Here is a 20,939-nt window from a genome sequence, read left to right as displayed (position 1 = left end):
GTGAGGCAAATGAATGAAACGTACTAGGAAACAAAAACGGCCCCGCACACATTGGTGGACGAATCGGCAGTGGTTTGATTCGAAGCATCAGTTAACTCGTTCCGCAAGTAATCGCTTGCTTGGTGGGGTTCTTGGCGGCATTGCCCAATATTTTAAGTGGAATGCGACGGCCGTCCGCGTAATTTATTTAATCTTAACGGCCTTAACGGATTTCATTCCGGGGATCGTAATTTATGTTGTTTTATATGTCACGATGCCACCGGATCCAGAGCAACAAGATTTATGGAGTTTTTTTAACCAAGCAAGTTGATTTGGATCACTGGGATTGGAAAAAAACCGGGGCAACCGCGCCAAACATTAACGGATGTTGAAGAACATGATGTTAAGTCGGCAACGCAAGCAAAGGAGAACAAGCATGGCAGATAGTACAGAATTAGTAACGGTCGCAGAATTAATTAATAACGCCCGCCTTGAAGTGTTACAAGGGGAAGATTATCTTGATCGTCCCATTGTTACGAGTAACATTTGTCGACCATCATTGGAATTTGCGGGGTACTTTACCCATTATCCAGCCGAACGAATTCAATTATTAGGGATTACGGAAAATGCCTTTATTAAAGAAGTCCCACATGAAAAGTTGGCTGAATATTGTGAACGATTGTGTTGTGATGAAACACCATGTTTTGTCATTACCTCTGACTTGCCAATTATTTCAGAGTTAAAGGAAGCGGCGGCGAAAGCCCATATTCCAATTTTAGGGACGCATTTAACGTCATCACGGGCGATTGGTAATATGTCGGCCTACCTTGGGAGCCGGTTAACGCCCCGCGAATCGGTCCACGGGGTGTTAGTTGATATTAACGGAACTGGGGTCATGTTAACTGGTGACTCCGGGGTCGGGAAGAGTGAAACGGCGTTGGAATTAATTCGGCGAGGGCACCGGCTCGTCGCTGATGACCGGGTTGAAGTCTATGCTCGGGATGAACGGGAATTAGTTGGGAGTGCGCCAACGATTTTAAAGCATATGATGGAAATCCGGGGAATTGGGATTATTGATGTCATGACCCTCTTTGGGACTGGAGCCGTGCTGGATGAAGACGAAGTGGACTTAATTATTCACTTAGAAACTTGGTCAGCGGATAAGCAATTTGATCGTCTCGGTCATCGCGGGGATACGCGGACGATTCAAGATGTGGTGGTTCCCCAAATTTCACTGCCAGTGAAAACCGGGCGGAACTTAGCCATCATTATCGAATCGGCGGCGATGAACTTCCGGGCGCAACAAATGGGCTTTGATGCCACCGATGCTTCAATCAGAATTTACAAGCCTTGATTAAGGCTAATTCGAACGGAGAAGGTTAATGTTAGCGCAGTTAAATCCGATTGCCTTTTATCTGCTCGGTTGGCCAGTCCGTTGGTATGGCATTATTATCGCCACGGGTGTTTTAGTGGCCCTGTGGTTATCAGTTAAAGAAGGACAGCGTCACGGGATTGATGAAGATCATTTTTATAATTTATTATTATTGGGAATCCCATGTGCGTTAGTCGGGGCGCGGGGGTATTATGTCATCTTCGAGTGGAGTTATTATCGGCAGCATTTGGCCGAAATTCCAGCGCTGTGGGATGGTGGCATTGCGATCTATGGGGGCTTAATTGGTGGCCTCTTATTAGTGGTCGGATATGCTAATTATCAACATTTACGCCTCGCGACGATCCTTGACTGTTTAGCCCCAGGAATATTAGTTGGACAAATTATGGGCCGGTGGGGCAATTTTATGAACCAAGAAGCCTTTGGCGCGGTAACGACGCATGCCACGTTAGTCGCCCAACATTTGCCGAATTGGCTAATTCAACAAATGCAAATTGGCGGCGCCTACCGCACCCCTACGTTTTTATATGAATCGTTGGGAAATCTCGTGGGGTTAATCTTAATTTTGAGTTTGCGGCATCGCCAATGGTTTGAGACTCCGGGAAATGTGTTCCGGTTATACTTACTTTGGTATGCAATCGTCCGGATGATTGTGGAAGGGATGCGCACCGATAGCTTAATGCTGGGGCCAATTCGCGTGTCGCAAGCCTTATCAGTGGTAATTTTAGTTGTTGTTGGGATTAATTGGATACTGACGGCGTGGCACCGTCATGCCACAAGAAAGGAATAATTTATGAGTAAACAAATTGCAGTATTAGGGGCTGGTTCATGGGGGAGTGTGTTAGCCAACGTCTTAACGGAAAATGGGCACCACGTCACGTTGTGGACGCGGAGTGCTGAACAAGCGGCCGAAATGAACACCCACCATACGAATCAAAAGTATGTACATGACTTTGAATACGAATCAGCATTAACGGCAACAACTGAGATGGCACAAGCCATTGCGGGGGCGGACATGATTTTATTAGCCATCCCAACTAAGGGGTTGCGGCAAGTGGCCCATCAATTAGGGCAATTATTGGCCACGATGGACATAAAGCCAGTGATTACGCACGTGACGAAGGGGTTGGAACAAGGAACATATAAGCGCCCGTCAGAAATGATTGCTGAAGAATTACCGGCGGATCATTATCAAGGCATTACGGTCTTATCAGGTCCAAGTCATGCGGAATCGGTGGCCTTGCATGATATGACGGCGGTGACGATTGCGGCCAATGATGAACAATTAGCCAAGGACGTCCAAGGTTTATTTATGAACCAATATTTCCGGGCTTATACGAACAATGACGTTGTCGGGGTCGAAGTAGCGGCCGCTTTGAAGAACGTGATTGCGATTGGCTCCGGGATTTTAAGTGGCCTTGGTTACAAAGATAATGCGCGGGCGGCCTTGATTACCCGGGGATTGGCTGAAATTCGGCGCTTTGGGGTTTCTTTTGGGGCCAATCCAATGACATTCATCGGGTTGGCCGGCGTTGGTGATTTAGTCGTTACAGCGACGAGTCAAAATTCACGAAATTACCGGTGTGGGTTTCAATTAGGCCAAGGCCAATCTGTGGCCGAAATTGAAGCCAACATGGGGATGGTGATTGAAGGATTGAGTACGGTCAAAGTGGCCCATGAAATCGCTGAAAAACGGCACGTGTCAATGCCAATTACGGATGCCATTTACAAGGTCGTTTACGAAGGTCAAGCCATTACTGAGGTAGTGACGGAACTAATGGGTCGAGAAGGGACTACTGAAGTCGAATAAGTTATGGTAAAATGATAACGTATTCATTACTAAGTTAGACTGATGGAGGTCAGTTATGAAAAAAAGTACGGAAAGCAATTATTCCTGCGGCCGGATTGGGGACGCGGTTCTTACCCGCAACGAAGGCCTTAGCTAAGGAAATGTTGCCAATTGTTGATAAGCCAACGATTCAATTTATTGTTGAAGAAGCTCGTAAGTCAGGGATTGAAGACATTGTGGTGGTTGACGGGAAGAACAAGCGTTCAATCGAAGATCACTTTGACTCCAACCCAGAATTGGAAGATAACTTACGGGAAAAGGGTAAGGATGCGATGTTGAAGTTAGTGGAAGAAACCACTGATATTAACATTTACTTTATCCGGCAATCACACCCACGGGGCCTTGGGGATGCAGTTTTAACGGCTAAAGCCTTTATTGGGGACGAACCATTCGTCGTGATGCTCGGGGATGACTTAAACGACATCAATTCTGAAGGCAAGCCATTAACGAAGGAATTGATTGATAGTTACGAACAAACGGGGGCCTCAACGTTAGCCGTTATGCGCGTGCCACACGAAGAAACGGCTAAGTATGGGGTAATTAACCCAAGTGAAGAAGTTAAGGATGGCTTGTACAACGTGACGAATTTCGTTGAAAAGCCAGCCCCTGAAGATGCGCCAAGTGATTTGGCAATCATTGGTCGGTATGTCTTCACGCCAGAAATCTTTGGCGTCTTAGAAGAAACGAAGCCAGGTAAGGGGGGCGAAATCCAATTAACGGATGCCATCAATACCTTAAACAAAACTCAACGCGTTTTTTGCCCACGAATACAAAGGGAAGCGTTATGATGTTGGGAACAAGTTTGGTTGGATTGAAACCAACATTGAATACGGTTTAAACCACCCCGAAACGAAGACGGAATTACGCCAATACATTAAAGAATTAGGGACGAAATTCGCCGCCGAAGACGGAGAAGAATAGGCAATAAAAACCTTCAAGCGCAGCTAGCTTGAAGGTTTTATGTGCACTTAAGCTTGAAAGTAGACACCGCTAATTAAACCAAGTATCATAAGGTCATTAAGAATTTAACGGAGGAAATTAACATGACGGAAACGCAAACGAATTACGATGTGATTGTCATTGGGGCCGGTCCGGGGGGCATGACGGCGGCTTTATATGCATCACGGGCGAACTTATCCGTGTTAATGCTTGACCGTGGGATTTACGGCGGGAACTTGAACAATACCGGGACGATTGAAAATTACACCGGGTTTAAGTCGGTGACCGGACCGGAATTAGCGGAACAAATGTACGCCGGGGCCACGCAATTTGGGGCCAAATTAGCTTACGGGACCGTGACGGATGTAACGGTTGATGAAACGGGACTCAAGCATTTAACGACGGACATGGGGGATGAATTTACCGCTCCAGCAGTCATTATTGCGACGGGGACGCAACAACGGCATTTACATGTGCCGGGTGAAGATGAATTTGGTGGCCGTGGGGTTTCTTATTGTGCCGTTTGTGACGGGGCTTTCTTCCGCAACAAGCACCTTGTAGTTGTTGGTGGTGGGGACGCTGCCGTTGAAGAAGGAACGTTTTTAACCCAATTCGCTGACCAAGTGACGATTGTAGCGCGGGGAAGTGAACTGCGGGCGCAACCATTACTGCAAGATGAAGCCCGGGCTAATGACAAGGTCGAATTCATCATGAACACGAGTGTCACGGAAATTAAGGGTGACGATATGAAGGTCACCGGGGTAACGTTACATGATAACCTCACTGGTGAAGATCGTGAAATGGCAGCTGATGGGGTCTTCATTTACGTCGGCAATGATCCGATGACCAAACCATTTGGTGACTTAGGGATTTTAGATGACCATGGTTGGGTAATCACAGATGATCACATGGCCACGACCGTTCCCGGTATTTTTGCTATCGGGGACGTCCGGCAAACCGTCTTACGTCAAGTAGCGACGGCAGTTGGTGATGGAGCCATTGCCGGCCAAGCTGTTTACCAATATTTAAAATAATTGCTGATAACCAGTGCTTCGCTTGAGGTGCTGGTTTTTCTTAGACCATAAATACGGTATAATAATCTACGAATTAAATTTGAAGAGGTGTTGAAGAAATGGATTGGAAAACAACCTACCAAACTTGGCGTGACTACGCTGATTTAGATGCCACGTTACGGATGAACTGTTGGCAACAACGGATGAAGAAGCGTTAGAAGATGCGTTTTATCAACCAATGTCATTCGGGACGGCCGGCATGCGGGGGGTCATGGGTCCCGGAATTAATCGGATGAACATTTACACGGTGCGGCAAGCCACGGCTGGTTTGGCAGCGTTGATGGAACATGTCGGTGGTGACGTCAAGGACCGTGGGGTGGCGATTAGCTATGACTCCCGGAATAACTCAAGTCTCTTTGCCCACGAAGCTGCCCGGGTATTGGGAGCCCAAGGGATTAAGACGTACATTTTTGAATCCTTGCGCCCTACGCCAGAATTATCATTTGCAGTGCGCCACTTACACACGTACGCCGGTATTATGATTACGGCTTCCCACAACCCACGGGAATACAATGGTTACAAGATTTATGGTGAAGATGGGGCCAAATGCCACCCAAGGAATCCGACTTAATGACGTCATACGTTCGTGCAATCAAGGACTTATTTGCGATTGAATTAGCGGATGAAGCGCAATTACAAGCTCAAGGATTAGAAGTCGTGATTGGCGAAGATGTTGACCAAGCATACTTGGAAAACTTAAAAACGGTCACGGTGAACGCTGATTTAGCCAAGGAATACGGGCAAGACTTGAAGTTTGTCTTTACGCCATTGAACGGAACGGGACGGATGATTGGTGAACGCGCCTTGAAACAAGCTGGCTTTACGAACTATGAATTAGTGGCCGAAGAAGCGATGCCAAATGGGGATTTCCCTGGTTTGGATCATCCAAATCCAGAATTCCCCGAAGCCTTTGTGCGCGCCCAAGCCTTAGGAAAGCAAGTTGACGCGGATCTCTTAATTGCGACGGATCCGGATGCCGACCGGCTTGGTTGTGCGGTGCGGCAAGCCGATGGTGAATACCAATTATTAACGGGGAACCAAATCGGGACGGTCTTGTTAAACTACATCTTAGAAGCTCACCGGCAAGCGGATGATTTACCAGCTAATGCGACGGCGGTCAAGTCAATTGTATCGACTAACTTTGCGACGAAGGTGGCGCAAAGCTACGGGGTTGGCATGGTTAACGTCTTAACTGGGTTTAAGTGGATTGCGGACCAAATTCACCAATACGAAACGAAGCATAACCACACGTTTATGTTTGGGTTTGAAGAAAGTTTCGGTTACTTAGTGAAGCCGTTTGTCCGGGATAAGGATGCCATTCAAGTGCTCGTCTTATTAGCTGAAGTAGCTGCTTACTACCGGAGTCGGGATATGAACCTTTACGATGGTTTACAAGAATTGTTTGCTAAGTACGGTTACTTCGCTAACAAGACCTTAGAAGAAGTCCACGCCGGGTTAGAAGGACCAGCGAAGATTCAAGCTATCATGACGAAGTTCCGTGAAGCGGCTCCAACGACGTTAAATGGGCACCAATTAGTTGCCGTGGAAGACTTCCAAGCGGGGACGCATCACGATTTAACGACGGATACGACGACGGATCTTAACATGCCAAACTCGAACGTGTTACGGTTTACGTTTGACGATGAAACGTGGGTTGCTGTCCGGCCAAGTGGGACGGAACCAAAGGTGAAGTACTACTTAGAAGTTAGTGCGGACACGAAGGAAGCAGCTGATCAAAAGTTAGCGGCTTACATTGCGGACTTACAAGCCTACACGAAGGTTAAAGCAATGAAAAAGCTAATTTCACCGACGGTAATGGTGGCGCTAAGTAATTTATGTATGTTAAGTGCCGGGATGTGCTTAATGGCGCGGCAAGTGTGGGGATTAGCAATTAGTTTAGTGGTTTATATTGCTTTATCCACCATTCACTTTGCTTGGATTACCCGCGTGCAAGCGGCACTCAAGGAAGCTAAGAGCAATGCGTCACAACGTTAGGCAAATATATGTTCGTATGTTAAAATATAGCTGAAATTACTAAAAAGCTGAGAGTAATTCTCAGCTTTTTCTTTTAACTTGGTTAAGGAGGAGCATGATGATTTATCGGGAAGATGACCGGCAATTTGAATTAGTTTCCAAATACAAGCCAACCGGGGACCAGCCCCAAGCGATTGAAAAATTAACGACGGGCATTGAAACCGGTAAGCCCGCCCAAATTCTCTTGGGGGCAACTGGGACGGGGAAGACGTTTACGATTTCTAATGTGATTGCCAAGGTGAATAAGCCAACGTTAATCTTGTCGCACAACAAAACGTTGGCTGGGCAACTTTATGGGGAAATGAAAGAATTTTTCCCACATAATGCGGTGGAATATTTCGTTAGTTACTATGATTACTATCAACCGAAGCGTATGTGCCATCGAGTGATACATACATTGAAAAAGATGCATCCGTGAATGATGAAATTGACCAATTACGGCACTCGGCGACGAGTTCGTTAATTGAACGCAACGATGTGATTGTGGTGGCGTCGGTATCGAGTATTTTCGGTTTAGGGTCACCAGCCGAATACCAAAATCACGTGGTCTCACTCCGGGTGGGCCAAGAGATGGATCGGAATCGTTTGTTACGGGAATTAGTGTTGATTCAATATGACCGCAATGATATTGATTTTCAACGGGGCCGGTTCCGGGTCCGCGGTGACGTAGTCGAAATCTTCCCGGCTTCCCGGGAAGCGAAGGCGGTGCGGATTGAATTTTTTGGAGATGAAATTGATCGGATTCGTGAGGTTGATGCTTTAACTGGGGAAGTGATTGGGGAGCGTGAACACGTGTCCATTTTCCCTGCCACCCACTTTATGACCAGCGATGAAATTATGGATGTGGCCTTGCCGGAAATTGAAGCCGAAATGAAAGCGCAAGTGAAGCAATTTACGGCGGAAGGGAAGCTGTTAGAAGCCCAACGGATTCAACAACGGACGACCTATGATATTGAAATGATGCGGGAAATGGGGTACACCAACGGGATTGAAAATTATTCGCGATTTATGGATCGGCGGCAACCGGGCGAGCCACCATATACCTTGTTAGATTTCTTCCCCGATGATTTCTTGCTGATTGTGGACGAATCGCACCAAACGATGCCCCAAGTTCGCGGGATGTATAACGGAGACCGGGCGCGGAAACAAATGTTAATTGACTATGGGTTCCGCTTGCCAAGTGCTTTGGATAACCGGCCGTTGAAATTTGACGAATTTGAATCCCATATTCATCAAGTTGTTTATATGTCGGCGACGCCAGGTCCATATGAGTTAAGTCAAACAGCGGATGTGGTCCAACAAATCATTCGGCCAACTGGTTTACTTGATCCAACGATTGAAGTTCGACCGGTGATGGGCCAAATTGACGATTTAATGGGTGAAATTAATGAGCGGGTGGCCAACCATGATCGCGTCTTAGTCACCACCTTGACCAAGAAGATGGCGGAAGACTTAACGGATTACCTTAAAGACAACGGACTCCGGGTGAAGTATCTCCACAGTGATGTGAAAACCTTGGAACGGACCGAAATTATTCGGGACTTGCGGAAAGGAAAGTTTGATATCTTAGTGGGAATTAACTTGTTGCGGGAAGGATTAGATATTCCAGAAGTTTCGTTAGTGGCGATTTTAGATGCGGATAAAGAAGGATTCTTACGGAATGAACGCTCGTTAATTCAAACGATTGGTCGGGCGGCGCGGAATGAACGTGGGGCCGTGATTATGTATGCCGACAAAGTGACGGATTCGATGCAAGCGGCGATTGATGAAACGGCCCGGCGTCGGGAAATCCAAATGGCGTATAACGCGGAACATGGGATTACGCCACATACGATTATTAAGCCGATTCGGGAAGCCATTCATGCGATTAAACCGGCTGAACAGACGGAACAAGTTGATGATACGGAATTCACCGAACAAGACTTTATGCAGTTGAGCAAGGCTGATCAACAAGCGATGTTGGCAGAGTTAAACGAACAAATGCGCGCTGCTGCCAAACGTTTGGACTTCGAACAAGCGGCTATTTTACGGGATACCGTGTTAGAGTTAACGGCCAAGCAAAAGAAATAGGGGAACGAAGATGGTTAAAAATGACAAAATTAAAATTCGGGGTGCGCGGTCGCATAATTTAAAAAAATATCGACCTGGATTTGCCCAAAAATAAATTAGTCGTGATTACCGGTTTGTCGGGATCAGGGAAAAGTTCACTGGCCTTTGATACGTTATATGCGGAAGGGCAACGGCGCTACGTGGAAAGTTTATCGTCCTATGCGCGGCAATTCTTAGGTCAAATGGACAAACCTGATGTGGATTCAATTGAAGGTTTATCACCGGCGATTTCAATTGATCAAAAAAACAACCTCGCATAATCCACGGTCGACAGTCGGGACGGTGACAGAAATTAATGACTTTCTTCGGTTATTGTGGGCACGGGTCGGGACGCCGGTGTGTCCAAATGATCATATTCCGATTACGAGTCAATCGGTTGATCAAATGGCGGACCAAATTTTAGCCTTGCCAGACCGGAGTAAGTTACAAGTCTTAGCACCGGTCGTGCGGCACAAGCGGGGCACGCAAGAAAAAGTGTTGGCCAAGGTCAAACAAGATGGGTTTGTCCGGGTTCAAGTCGATGGGGAAACGTATGATTTGGATGAAGTCCCGGCCTTAAATAAAAATCAATATCATGATGTCAACGTGGTGGTTGACCGGATTGTGTTGAAGGACGGAATTCGCGCCCGGTTAGTGGACTCGTTAGAAGCGGCCTTACACTTGAGTGATGGTTACGTGACGATTGACGTGATTGGGGACGAACCCCTTCGTTTTTCGGAACACTATGCCTGCCCAATTTGTGGCTTTACTGTGGGAGAATTAGAACCACGGCTCTTTTCGTTTAATGCCCCAACTGGTGCTTGTCCAACTTGTGAAGGCTGGGAGAAAAATTAAAAGTTGACCTCGATTTGGTGGTTCCTGACCGGCATAAGACGTTACGGGACGGCGCGATTGAACCATGGAATCCGATTTCTTCGAAGTATTATCCTGAATTATTAGCGCAGTTCTGTGCGAGTGTGCAAATTGATCTCGACACGCCGTTTGATGAATTATCAGCGCACCAACAAGACCAAATTTTGTATGGGAATGGCACGGAATTATTCCATTTCCATTATGAAAATGACTTTGGTGGGGTGCGCGATGTGGATGTGACCTTTGAAGGGGTTATTAACAACATTGAACGGCGCTACCGCGAAACGAATTCCGAATTCACCCGGGATGTGATGCGCAAATACATGGCCGAATTACCATGCCCGGATTGTCATGGTTACCGGTTGAACGAACGGGCCTTAGCGGTGCAAGTTGGTGGTGAAAATATTGGAGCCGTGTCGGAATTAGCGATTAGTGATGAGTTAACGTTTTTTTTACTGAATTGACGTTGAGTGAACAAAAGGCGGCGATTGCCAAGCCAATTTTAAAAGAAATTATTGATCGGTTGAGCTTTATGCAAAACGTCGGGGTAGAATACTTAACATTAAGTCGGTCGGCCCGGACTTTATCGGGGGGAGAAGCCCAACGGATTCGGTTAGCGACGCAAATCGGGTCGAACCTGTCTGGGGTAATGTATGTTTTAGATGAACCATCAATTGGATTGCATCAACGCGATAATGAGCGCTTAATTAATTCCTTGAAGAAAATGCGGGACCTTGGCAACACGTTAATTGTCGTGGAACATGATGAAGATACGATGTTAGCAGCTGACTACATTGTCGATATTGGACCGGGAGCCGGCAGTCGTGGTGGTCAAGTGATGGCGGCTGGGACGCCAAAGAAAATTATGCGCTCGGCGAAATCATTAACCGGGAAGTATTTATCGGGCCGGGAAGTGATTCCGGTGCCGGAAACGCGGCGCCCTGGTAATGGGCAAGAAATTGTGGTGACAGGAGCGCAGGAAAACAACTTAAAAGACATTACGGTTCACTTCCCATTAGGTAAATTCATTGGGGTAACCGGGGTGTCTGGTTCTGGGAAATCGACGCTGGTTAATAGCATTTTAAAGCGGATTTTAGCCCAACAATTGAATCATGCAACGACGAAGCCAGGGGCTTACCGGACGGTGACGGGCGTGGAAAATGTTGAAAAGGTAATCGATATTGACCAATCCCCAATTGGACGGACGCCGCGGAGTAATCCGGCCACTTACACCGGGGTCTTTGATGATATTCGAGATTTATTTGCCCAAACGAATGAAGCTAAATTACGCGGTTACACCAAGGGACGGTTTAGTTTTAACGTTAAAGGTGGCCGGTGTGAAGCTTGTCGCGGGGATGGAATTATTAAAATTGAAATGAATTTCTTACCGGACGTCTACGTGCCATGTGAAGTTTGTCATGGGACGCGGTACAATTCGGAAACATTAGAAGTTGAATACAAGGGTAAGACAATTGCGGATGTGTTGAACATGACCGTTGATGAATCCTTGGACTTCTTTAGTGCCATTCCAAAGATCAAACGGAAACTCCAAACGATTCAAGATGTTGGCTTGGGGTATGTTTCTTTAGGACAACCGGCTACAACCTTGTCTGGTGGGGAAGCGCAACGGATGAAGTTAGCGTCAGAATTGCATCGACAATCGAATGGGAAGAGTTTCTATATTTTAGATGAACCAACGACCGGGCTCCATATGGCGGATATTAAACGGTTGCTGGGAGTCTTGCAACGACTCGTGGATGCAGGTAATACCGTGTTAGTAATTGAACACGAATTAGACGTCGTGAAGTCCGCGGACTGGTTAATTGACCTTGGGCCTGAAGGTGGGGCCGGTGGGGGACAAATCGTGGCGACGGGAACCCCCGAAGCGGTCGCAGCCGTGCCAGGTAGTTATACTGGGAAGTATCTACACCAAATGTTAGTGCGGGATGCGGAACGAACAATGACCACAACTAAATAATAACCTAGGCGACGAAAGTTAATATTTCGTCGCCTTTTATTTGGTTTTAATACATTGCTAGTAAATGACACGCCCGGTATGTTAAACTAGTAAAAGTTGATGAAAGAAGGAGTTATGAAAGATGGCATCACCATTAGAAATCGTCATTGTGACGGGGATGAGCGGGGCTGGTAAGACCGTGGCAGTGCAACGCTTGGAAGATTTAGATTACTTTGTAATTGATAATATTTTACCGAGTTTAGCCAATCGCTTTGTGGACGTGATTTTAGAATCAGATAAACTAACAAAATTAGCGATGGTGATGGATGTGCGGACCCAGGATTTCTATGATGAAGTGATGCCCGCGTTAAAAATGTTGCGCCAACGTGAAGATGCGCGGGTGCAACTATTATTTTTAGATGCGAGTGATCGACAATTAGTAGCCCGGTATAAAGAAACGCGGCGGGCTCATCCACTAAGTAATCATGATGGGGTTTTGCCAGGGATTGAACGGGAACGAGAATTATTGCGACCGCTCAAAGAACATGCGGACGTGGTCATTGATACGACTAGTATGTCGGTGCAACAATTAAAAAGTAAATTAACGGATTACTTTGGTCACGGGACCCCAAACCAGTTCTACATTGATGTGATGTCGTTTGGTTTTAAGTATGGTTTGCCGCTCGATGCCGACTTAGTTTTTGATGCCCGGTTTATTCCGAATCCGTTCTATATCCCAGAGTTAAAGCATCAAACTGGGAATGACCAAGCGGTGCAAGATTACGTGATGAAAACTCCGGCCGCGCAAGCGTTTTATGAACACTTAAAAGCGTTGATTGATGTGGCTTTGCGGGATATGTTGCAGAAGGAAAGACGAGTTTAACGATTGCTATCGGGTGTACGGGGGGACAACACCGATCAGTAACGTTAGCCAATCGTTTGGGACAAGCCTTACAAAGTGGTGAGTATCCCGTTAATATCCGGCACCGGGATTTAGCGAAGGCGCATTAAGTGGGGAGGAAATGAATTAATTATGTTAAGAAAACCAAAGGTCGTTGTGATTGGCGGGGGACGGGGTTGCCGGTCGTCTTAAGTGGATTACGCGATCGTAATGTTGATATTACCGCGGTTGTTACCGTGGCTGATGATGGGGCTCATCCGGGGTTATTCGGAACTATATTAACGTCGTTCCACCTGGTGATATTCGTAATGCCATGGTGGCCTTGTCAGGGATGCAATCATTAGAATTAGATGTGTTTCAATATCGCTTTAAAAGTAGCGATCAATTTTTTGCGGGGCATGCGATTGGGAATTTAATTATTTCTGCGCTAACGGAAATGAAGGGAAATGTTTTCGATGCCGTGCAAGAGTTGTCACGGTTAATGCAAGTTAACGGGCGGATTTATCCGGTCGCGAATGAACCATTAGTACTTAATGCTGAATTTAGTGATGGAACGGTTATGAGTGGTGAATCCGAAATTACGGCTGCGCACCAAGTGATTAAACGGGTCTGGGTAACCACGGAAGACCATCACGAACCAATGGCGGTACCAGAAGTGATTGAAGCGATTGAAGCGGCTGATCAAATTGTGATTGGGCCCGGGAGTTTATTTACCAGTATCTTGCCGAACTTGATGATTAAAAATGTACAAGCAGCGATTAAACGATCGCAAGCTGAAGTTGTCTACATTTGCAATATTATGACCCAAAAAGGTGAAACGGATCAATTTACGGATGCTGATCATGTTCGGGTGTTAAATGATCATTTGGGGTATCAATTTGTGGATACGGTCCTTGTGAATAGTGAACCGGTCCCAGCTGATTACATTAATTTTAAGGCATGGAATGAAATTTCAGCGCCGGTTAAACATGATTTTCAAGGCTTGCGGGCGCAAAATTGTCGCGTGATTTCGGCTAATTTCTTGCGCTTACGTGATAATGGGGCCTTTCATAATCAAACAATGATTGTCGAAGAATTAATTCACCGGCTCCAAGGGGTACGGTAAACCCACGAAAAAGGAGGGATGACGATGTCATACGCTAGTGAAGTTAAAAAAAGAATTAACGAGCATCGAAGTCCGTGATCAAAACGCCCGGGCCGAATTAATGGCGTTAATTCGCATGAATGGGTCGCTCGGTTTAGCTAGTCAAGGGATGATTCTTAAGGTTCAAACTGAAAGTCCGGTGATTGCCCGGCGGATTTATACCTTGATGAAACAATTGTATCGAATCGAATGTACGATTTCGGTGCAACGGAAAATGAAACTCAAGAAGAACAATACTTACGTGGTGCGCTTGAATTCACATACGCAAGAAATTTTAGAAGATTTGGGGATTTTAGATGGTTTCCAAATTCAAGAACGGGTACCAATGGAATTGTTAGCCGATGACTGGATGATTCGCTCGTACTTACGGGGCGCCTTTTTAGCTGGGGGATCAGTTAATAATCCAGAAACTTCACGCTACCATTTAGAAATTTATTCTTTGTATGAAGAACATAATGAAATGATTGCTGAAATGATCAATCGTTTTGGGATGAACGCCCGGACGACAAGTCGCCGGAGTGGTTATATTGTGTACTTGAAAGAAGCCGAAAAGATTGCCGACTTCTTGCAATTGATTGGGGCCACGAATAGCATGTTGGAGTTTGAAAACGTGCGGATTGTCCGTGATATGCGCAATTCAGTGAACCGGTTGGTGAACTGCGAAAATGCGAATATGGATAAGGTGGTGTCGGCTTCGAATCGGCAATTAGATAATATTCGTTACATTGATTCGCGGGTTGGGTTAGCTAGTTTACCGGATAAACTTCGCGAAATTGCGGAAACCGGTTGCGCCATCAAGAAGTGAGCCTCAAGGAATTAGGTGAATTGTTACCGAGTGGGCCGATTTCGAAGTCCGGTGTTAATCATCGGTTACGAAAATTAAATAATTATGCGGATGAATTACGAGCTGAATAAAGTGGAATCAAAAGCGCTGTATCAACTGATACGGCGCTTTTGTATATCTTAAACGTCATCACTGATATGTCTTGCCCGTTAAAATGGCCGTTGCTAGAATGAGGGTAAGCTCGCTCAAGCGTGAGCTGGTACCGTTAGCTAACGAGTTTAAACTGAATGTGTTTTTACGAGGAGGAACAAAATGAAACACCTACCAATTAACCGGGACCGAAAATGGTGTCGGTGGGCTTTTGTATTGGTTGGGGTCAGTGTCGTTAGCTGGGGATTATGCCAGCCAACGGCGCATGCTGATAGTGGTGACGAATGGCAACCCATTACGGACCAACCAACCTTAGTTGGAACTTACGATGAAAATAATTTCCCCGATGAGATTTGGACGCCGGTGACGACGGATGCCGATTACCATGACGTTTTAAGTGATGGTGATCGGGCGGCCTTGCCAACGGGGGAAGATGTCCCAACCGCCACCCCAACGAAAGAACGGACGCCGGTTGATTTTGGTCAAGTTAACTTGCCTGACCAAGGCCAAGTCACTGTGGTCTCGGAAGCTGGTGATGCTGATCAACAAGCGACCCAACAACTGGCGGGGCAAAGCGATCAAGTTACTCAACAACAAAATAGCTCACAACAGGATCAACAACAAGTAACCCACCAACAAAGTGGTTTGCAACAACAGCAGCAACAGGTAACCCATCAACAAAATGGGGATCAACAAGTCGGTGGTCAAACGCAACAAAATACTCAGCAACAATCTGGTTTGCAAATTCAAATCCAAGTGCCACAACAATTGCAAACGAATCAAGTCGGTAATCAATATTTAGCGATTGAGATAACGGGAATTAAGGAGTTACAACAATTGCAACGGCGTCAGGTTCAAGTGCTGATTGGTGGAAAGCCAATTGCTGCCGGGATGATTAGTGACTTTCGGTGCGAACAAGGCCGAGTTAAATTGTTACTCGCTGATCAAACGATTGTTGATACGATGGATCATGTGCAGCGCTTAGTATCCTATGCGGGGCAACCGTTAACGATTATCTTGCCGTTTGTAAGTCGACAAAGCCAAGCGCAAGCCGTGCATGTGCAAGTTGAATATGGAACTGGGCAACGGAGTAGTGACGGAACGACGGTTGAAGAACGCCAAGTTAGTCAACATTTGGAAGCCACAACGGTAATTGATTGGTTAAAGCAACACTTAGCTAATTTTGATTTGCATCCAACGGTGATTAATCATGATGATCATTCGGTGACGAATACGGATAATCACCACGACGTTACGAATACGACCGTAATTAGTCAACCTAACCAACAAGCAGGAGCCACTGCGGCGCAAAGTACGGTGGTGGATGAACATAACCGGCAAGTTGAAGTACCTAACATCACGATTATTGATCGCCATGACGTCACTAATAATAATTACCATCAAGTGACGAATGACAATCACCAAGTGACGAATAATAATTACTACCAAGTAACGAATGACAATCACCAAACGGTAACTAACCAAGATCGCCATGATGTAGTGACGAATCGTAATCACCATGATGTAATTACGAATCATGATCACCATGACGTAATTAGTAATCAAGATCGTCATGATGTAACAACCACGCAAGTTAAGCAAGCTGACCAAACGGTGGCTAGTCACCAAGCCGTTGTAACTGCAACGCAACAAATAACTGGGACGAACCAAACTGGTAAGCGAATGGTGATGTTGACGCGGACGCAATTAGTAGGATTACTTCAACAAGCAATGCGTCATGCGAACCAAGTAAGTGGACGTTTCAATCAGCAAGGGAGTTGGCGATTGGGCGCAGTTCGATCCAATAGTATGCCAGCTGTCCAAACCGCGAAGGCCACTGAACAAGTACGGTTACCGCAAACGGGGGCAAGTAACCCATTGGCGGTCATTGGCTTAGGATTGGTACTATTATTTGCAACGGGATTAGTAATTAAGAAAGTTTATTAGTAACTTATAAAGTAATCGCTGAACTTAATTAAACGCAAAGAAAAACCACGAAGTCCAAATTAACTTCGTGGTTTTTGTTTTAGGTTATTATCCCGATGCCCCAGGCAGGATTCGAACCTGTACATGGATACCCATACAGCGACCTGAACACTGCGCGTCTGCCAATTCCGCCACTGGGGCATAATGAGGGTATGATAAATGCGCCCCCGGGGAGTCGAACCCCGATCTCGAGAACCGGAATCTCACGTGCGATCCATTACACTAAGGGCGCATAAAATAAATATTAGTTTTGCAACAAAGACTATATTACATGATAGTGGATAGTTTTGCAATTACTTTTTCAAAAAAAATATTAATTAAATCATTTGACCTTTATTGACCTATGACGTAAACTTAATACCAATCATTACTGAGGAGGAAAAATCAATGAATTTAGTACCAACGGTGATTGAACAATCATCTCAAGGCGAACGTGCCTATGACATCTATTCCCGGTTATTAAAGGATCGGATTATTATGTTGTCAGGGGAAATCAACGATGACATGGCTAATGCCATTATTGCGCAATTACTATTCTTAGATGCCCAAGACTCAACGAAGGATATTTACTTATACATTAACTCACCTGGTGGGGTGGTAACGTCAGGGATGGCAATCTATGATACGATGAACTTTATCAAGGCGGATGTGCAAACAATTGTGATTGGGATGGCGGCCTCAATGGCCAGTGTCTTAGTTTCATCTGGCGCAAAGGGGAAGCGGTTTGGTTTGCCACACTCACAAGTCATGATTCACCAACCATTAGGTGGTGCCCAAGGACAACAAACGGAAATTCAAATTGCGGCCGAACAAATTTTGAAGACGCGGAAGATGATTAATGAAATCTTGGCCGCTAATTCCGGGCAAAACGTTTGAAAAGTTGGAACAAGATACGGATCGTGATCACTACTTAACGGCGCAAGAAGCCGTTGAATATGGGTTGCTAGATGGAATTTTATCCAGCGACAGTTTAAAGTAATTTAATTAACTCAGGACCTTCTTAGGGGCCTGAGTTTTTTATTGGCGATTTTTAACAAAAAAAGCAATCAACCGGAAATGGCTGATTGCTTTATGATGACGGGAGAATAAATCACCCGAATACGCTTATTTTGCTTCGGCAGGCGTTTCCTTAGCCACTTGCGAATAGCGTCAATCTTCTTTTGCTTTTGTGCACGCTTGTAACCTGAAGCGATTGGACGACGTCCTTGTACACCATGTGGATGTGCTTTACGCATTGGAATGTGCCTCCTTCTCTTTATTTCGTGTAATCAACTCTTTTGATTATACAGACCTTGAATGTAAATTTCAAGGTTTGCTCTAAAAATTTCCCGAGTGAATTCAATTGTACTTTTTTTCACTTGAGTGATAAACTAGAAGACGTAAATTAATATATTTCCTAAAAGGAGGAACTTACAGCATGACTGTAAAGATTGGTATTAACGGTTTTGGTCGGATTGGTCGTTTGGCTTTCCGTCGGATTCATGAATTAGGTGCTAAGGACATCGAAGTTGTTGCTATTAACGACTTGACGACGCCTGCTATGTTAGCTTACTTACTTAAGTATGACTCAACGCACGGTGCGTTCCCAGGTGAAGTTAGTGCAACGGAAACGGGAATCGTTGTTGATGGTAAGGAATACCCAGTATACGCTGAACGCGATGCTAAGAACATTCCTTGGGTTAAGAACGATGGTGTTCAATTCGTTCTTGAATGTACTGGTTTCTACACTTCTGAAGAAAAGGCCAGCGCTCACCTTGAAGCTGGTGCAGAACGTGTATTAATCTCTGCTCCTGCAGGTAACATCAAGACGGTTGTTCCTGGTGTTAACCTTGACACGTTAACGGCTGACGACAAGATTGTTTCAGCTGCTTCATGTACGACGAACTGTCTTGCACCAATGGCTTACTTCATGAACAAGAACTTTGGTGTTAAGGCTGGTACGATGACGACGATCCACGCCTTCACGTCAACTCAAATGATTCTTGACGGACCTCGTGGTTCAAAGATGCGTAACAACCGGACGGCTAGTGTTAACACGATTCCTCACTCAACTGGGGCTGCTAAGGCTATTGGTTTAGTTGTTCCTGAATTGAACGGTAAGCTTCAAGGTCACGCTCAACGGGTTGGGGTTGTTGACGGTTCCCTTACGGAATTAGTTACGGTCCTTGACAAGAAGGTTACGGTTGAAGAAGTTAACGCTGCAATGAAGGCGGCTACGGAAGGTAACGAAGCCTTTGGTTACACTGAAGACGAAATCGTTTCAAGTGACATCATTGGTTCAACGTTTGGTTCTGTCTTTGACCCATCCCAAACGGAAGTTACGACGGCCGGTGACACGCAATTAGTTAAGACGGTTGCTTGGTACGACAACGAATACGGTTTCACTTCAAACATGATCCGGACGTTAATTCACTTCGCTACGCTCTAATTTGTTAGTGCGCAATTAAAGTGAACTACAAAGGGCGGGGGTTAACGCCTCCGTCCTTTTTTTTAGGAAATTTATTTTAGGAGATATTAACAATGGCAAAATTAACTGTCGAAGACCTTCAATTAGAAGGCAAGAAAGTTTTGATGCGGGTTGATTTTAATGTGCCAATTAAGGACGGAATCGTCGGTGACGATAACCGGATTGTGGCTGCATTACCAACGATTAAGTACGTCCTTGAACAAGGCGGACGGGCAATTCTGTTCTCACACTTAGGTCGGATTAAGTCTGAAGATGACAAGCCAGGTCTTTCAATGAAGCCAGTGGCAGCTAAGTTAGAAGAACGGCTTGGTAAGCCAGTTAAGTTTGTTGGAGCTACGGAAGGGGCTGAATTAGAAGCTGCGATCGATGGTCTTAACAACGGCGAAGTCTTAGTCTTTGAAAACACGCGTTACGAAGATGTTGTTAACGGTGAATACGTTAAGCGTGAATCTGGTAATGATCCTGAATTAGGTAAGTACTGGGCTTCATTAGGTGATGTCTTCATCAACGATGCCTTTGGGACGGCGCACCGTTCACACGCCTCAAACGTTGGGGTAGCGACGGCCATGAAGGAAGCTGGTAAGCAAGCGGCTGCTGGTTACTTGATGGAAAAGGAAATCAAGTTCTTAGGGAATGCGGTTGATAACCCAGTGCACCCATTCGTAGCCATTCTTGGTGGGGCTAAGGTTTCTGACAAGATTGGTGTGATTGACCACTTATTAAACAAGGCTGATAAAGTTATTGTTGGTGGTGGGATGACTTACACGTTCTACGCTGCTAAGGGGATCAAGATTGGTAACTCCTTAGTTGAACAAGACAAGCTTGACGTGGCGAAGGAAATCATGGAAAAGGCTGGCGACAAGTTAGTCTTACCAGTTGACAACGTGATTGCTGACAAGTTCGCTAACGATGCTGATACGAAGGTTGTGGAAGGCGACATCGATGATGGTTACATGGCCCTTGATATCGGTCCAAAGTCAGTTGAAAACTTCAAGAACGTGTTGGCTGATGCCAAGACGGTGGTTTGGAACGGCCCAATGGGTGTGTTCGAAATGAGTAACTTTGCTAAGGGAACGCTTGAAGTTGGTAAGTTCCTTGGTGAATTGAAGGATGCCACAACGATTGTTGGTGGTGGTGATTCAACTGCTGCTGCTAAGCAATTAGGTATTTCTGAACAATTAACGCACATCTCAACTGGTGGTGGGGCTTCTCTTGAATACCTTGAAGGGAAGACGTTGCCAGGGATTGCAGCTATTTCTGATAAATAATTAATTAGTATGCGAGCCGGCCATTTGGGCGCTCGTGGGCTAACGTAGAACTCCCCC

At 45.7% G+C, this 20,939-nt stretch carries 8 protein-coding genes, 2 tRNA genes and 9 pseudogenes; 16 read left to right on the top strand and 3 right to left on the bottom strand.

What is annotated here, in order from left to right; genetic code table 11:
* Window positions 1-13: 13 nt before the first annotated feature.
* From JCM14505_RS00270 to JCM14505_RS00210, 13 genes and pseudogenes are all read left to right on the top strand, one after another.
* Window positions 14-310: a PspC domain-containing protein gene (locus tag JCM14505_RS00270; RefSeq protein WP_082405570.1), complete on the top strand. Its 297-nt coding sequence runs from the start codon at window positions 14-16 to the stop codon at window positions 308-310.
* A gap of 105 nt (window positions 311-415) precedes the next feature.
* A pseudogene (gene hprK, locus JCM14505_RS00265) lies at window positions 416-1,362 on the top strand (HPr(Ser) kinase/phosphatase).
* Window positions 1,362-2,159 carry a prolipoprotein diacylglyceryl transferase gene (gene lgt / locus JCM14505_RS00260; RefSeq protein ID WP_054652054.1) on the top strand — a complete coding sequence of 266 codons (798 nt, stop codon included), beginning with the start codon at window positions 1,362-1,364 and terminating at the stop codon, window positions 2,157-2,159. Before hprK ends, lgt begins: the two are co-directional and overlap by 1 nt.
* Window positions 2,160-2,162: 3 nt before the next feature.
* A complete protein-coding gene (locus JCM14505_RS00255) occupies window positions 2,163-3,179 on the top strand; it encodes an NAD(P)H-dependent glycerol-3-phosphate dehydrogenase (RefSeq protein ID WP_054652052.1) in 1,017 nt (338 codons plus the stop codon).
* A 77-nt stretch (window positions 3,180-3,256) separates the two neighbouring features.
* Window positions 3,257-4,139 (top strand): annotated as a pseudogene (gene galU, locus JCM14505_RS00250) (UTP--glucose-1-phosphate uridylyltransferase GalU).
* Between the two features lie 122 nt (window positions 4,140-4,261).
* Entirely contained in the window at window positions 4,262-5,191 is a 930-nt protein-coding gene (trxB, locus tag JCM14505_RS00245; RefSeq protein WP_054652051.1) for a thioredoxin-disulfide reductase, read from the top strand.
* A 98-nt stretch (window positions 5,192-5,289) separates the two neighbouring features.
* Window positions 5,290-7,009, top strand: a pseudogene (locus tag JCM14505_RS00240) (phospho-sugar mutase); the annotation flags it as partial.
* Window positions 7,010-7,322: 313 nt separating this feature from the next.
* Window positions 7,323-9,334, top strand: a pseudogene (gene uvrB, locus JCM14505_RS00235) (excinuclease ABC subunit UvrB).
* Window positions 9,335-9,344: 10 nt separating this feature from the next.
* Window positions 9,345-12,203: pseudogene (gene uvrA / locus JCM14505_RS00230) on the top strand (excinuclease ABC subunit UvrA).
* A gap of 193 nt (window positions 12,204-12,396) precedes the next feature.
* Window positions 12,397-13,193 (top strand): annotated as a pseudogene (gene rapZ / locus JCM14505_RS00225) (RNase adapter RapZ).
* Window positions 13,194-13,215: 22 nt separating this feature from the next.
* Window positions 13,216-14,188: pseudogene (gene mgfK / locus JCM14505_RS00220) on the top strand (gluconeogenesis morphogenetic factor MgfK).
* A 24-nt stretch (window positions 14,189-14,212) separates the two neighbouring features.
* A pseudogene (whiA, locus tag JCM14505_RS00215) lies at window positions 14,213-15,142 on the top strand (DNA-binding protein WhiA).
* A 181-nt stretch (window positions 15,143-15,323) separates the two neighbouring features.
* Entirely contained in the window at window positions 15,324-17,108 is a 1,785-nt protein-coding gene (locus JCM14505_RS00210) for an LPXTG cell wall anchor domain-containing protein (protein WP_054652049.1), read from the top strand.
* 96 nt (window positions 17,109-17,204) lie between these two features.
* On the opposite strand, the gene JCM14505_RS00205 is transcribed toward JCM14505_RS00210, so the two are convergent.
* Both JCM14505_RS00205 and JCM14505_RS00200 read right to left on the bottom strand, forming a co-directional pair.
* Window positions 17,205-17,288: transfer RNA gene (locus JCM14505_RS00205), tRNA-Leu, on the bottom strand.
* Between the two features lie 19 nt (window positions 17,289-17,307).
* A tRNA-Arg gene (locus JCM14505_RS00200) sits at window positions 17,308-17,379 on the bottom strand.
* 155 nt (window positions 17,380-17,534) lie between these two features.
* Between JCM14505_RS00200 and clpP the strand changes: the two are divergent.
* Window positions 17,535-18,126 (top strand): annotated as a pseudogene (gene clpP / locus JCM14505_RS00195) (ATP-dependent Clp endopeptidase proteolytic subunit ClpP).
* A gap of 67 nt (window positions 18,127-18,193) precedes the next feature.
* On the opposite strand, the gene JCM14505_RS00190 reads toward clpP, so the two are convergent.
* Window positions 18,194-18,382: a hypothetical protein gene (locus JCM14505_RS00190; RefSeq protein WP_054652047.1), complete on the bottom strand. Its 189-nt coding sequence runs from the start codon at window positions 18,380-18,382 to the stop codon at window positions 18,194-18,196.
* A 182-nt stretch (window positions 18,383-18,564) separates the two neighbouring features.
* Here JCM14505_RS00190 and gap point away from each other — a divergent pair, with 182 nt between their 5' ends.
* Window positions 18,565-19,575: a type I glyceraldehyde-3-phosphate dehydrogenase gene (gene gap / locus JCM14505_RS00185; protein ID WP_054652045.1), complete on the top strand. Its 1,011-nt coding sequence runs from the start codon at window positions 18,565-18,567 to the stop codon at window positions 19,573-19,575.
* A 92-nt stretch (window positions 19,576-19,667) separates the two neighbouring features.
* Window positions 19,668-20,882 (top strand): phosphoglycerate kinase, encoded by a 1,215-nt coding sequence (locus JCM14505_RS00180; protein WP_054652043.1) that lies wholly within the window; start codon window positions 19,668-19,670, stop codon window positions 20,880-20,882.
* Window positions 20,883-20,939 lie beyond the last annotated feature (57 nt).

Origin of the sequence: Limosilactobacillus equigenerosi DSM 18793 = JCM 14505, from assembly GCF_001311375.1 — a bacterium.
GTDB classification, from domain to species: domain Bacteria; phylum Bacillota; class Bacilli; order Lactobacillales; family Lactobacillaceae; genus Limosilactobacillus; species Limosilactobacillus equigenerosi.
The sequence above is the reverse complement of the archived record's forward strand: the minus strand, read 5'-3'. Positions and strand labels throughout refer to the sequence as shown.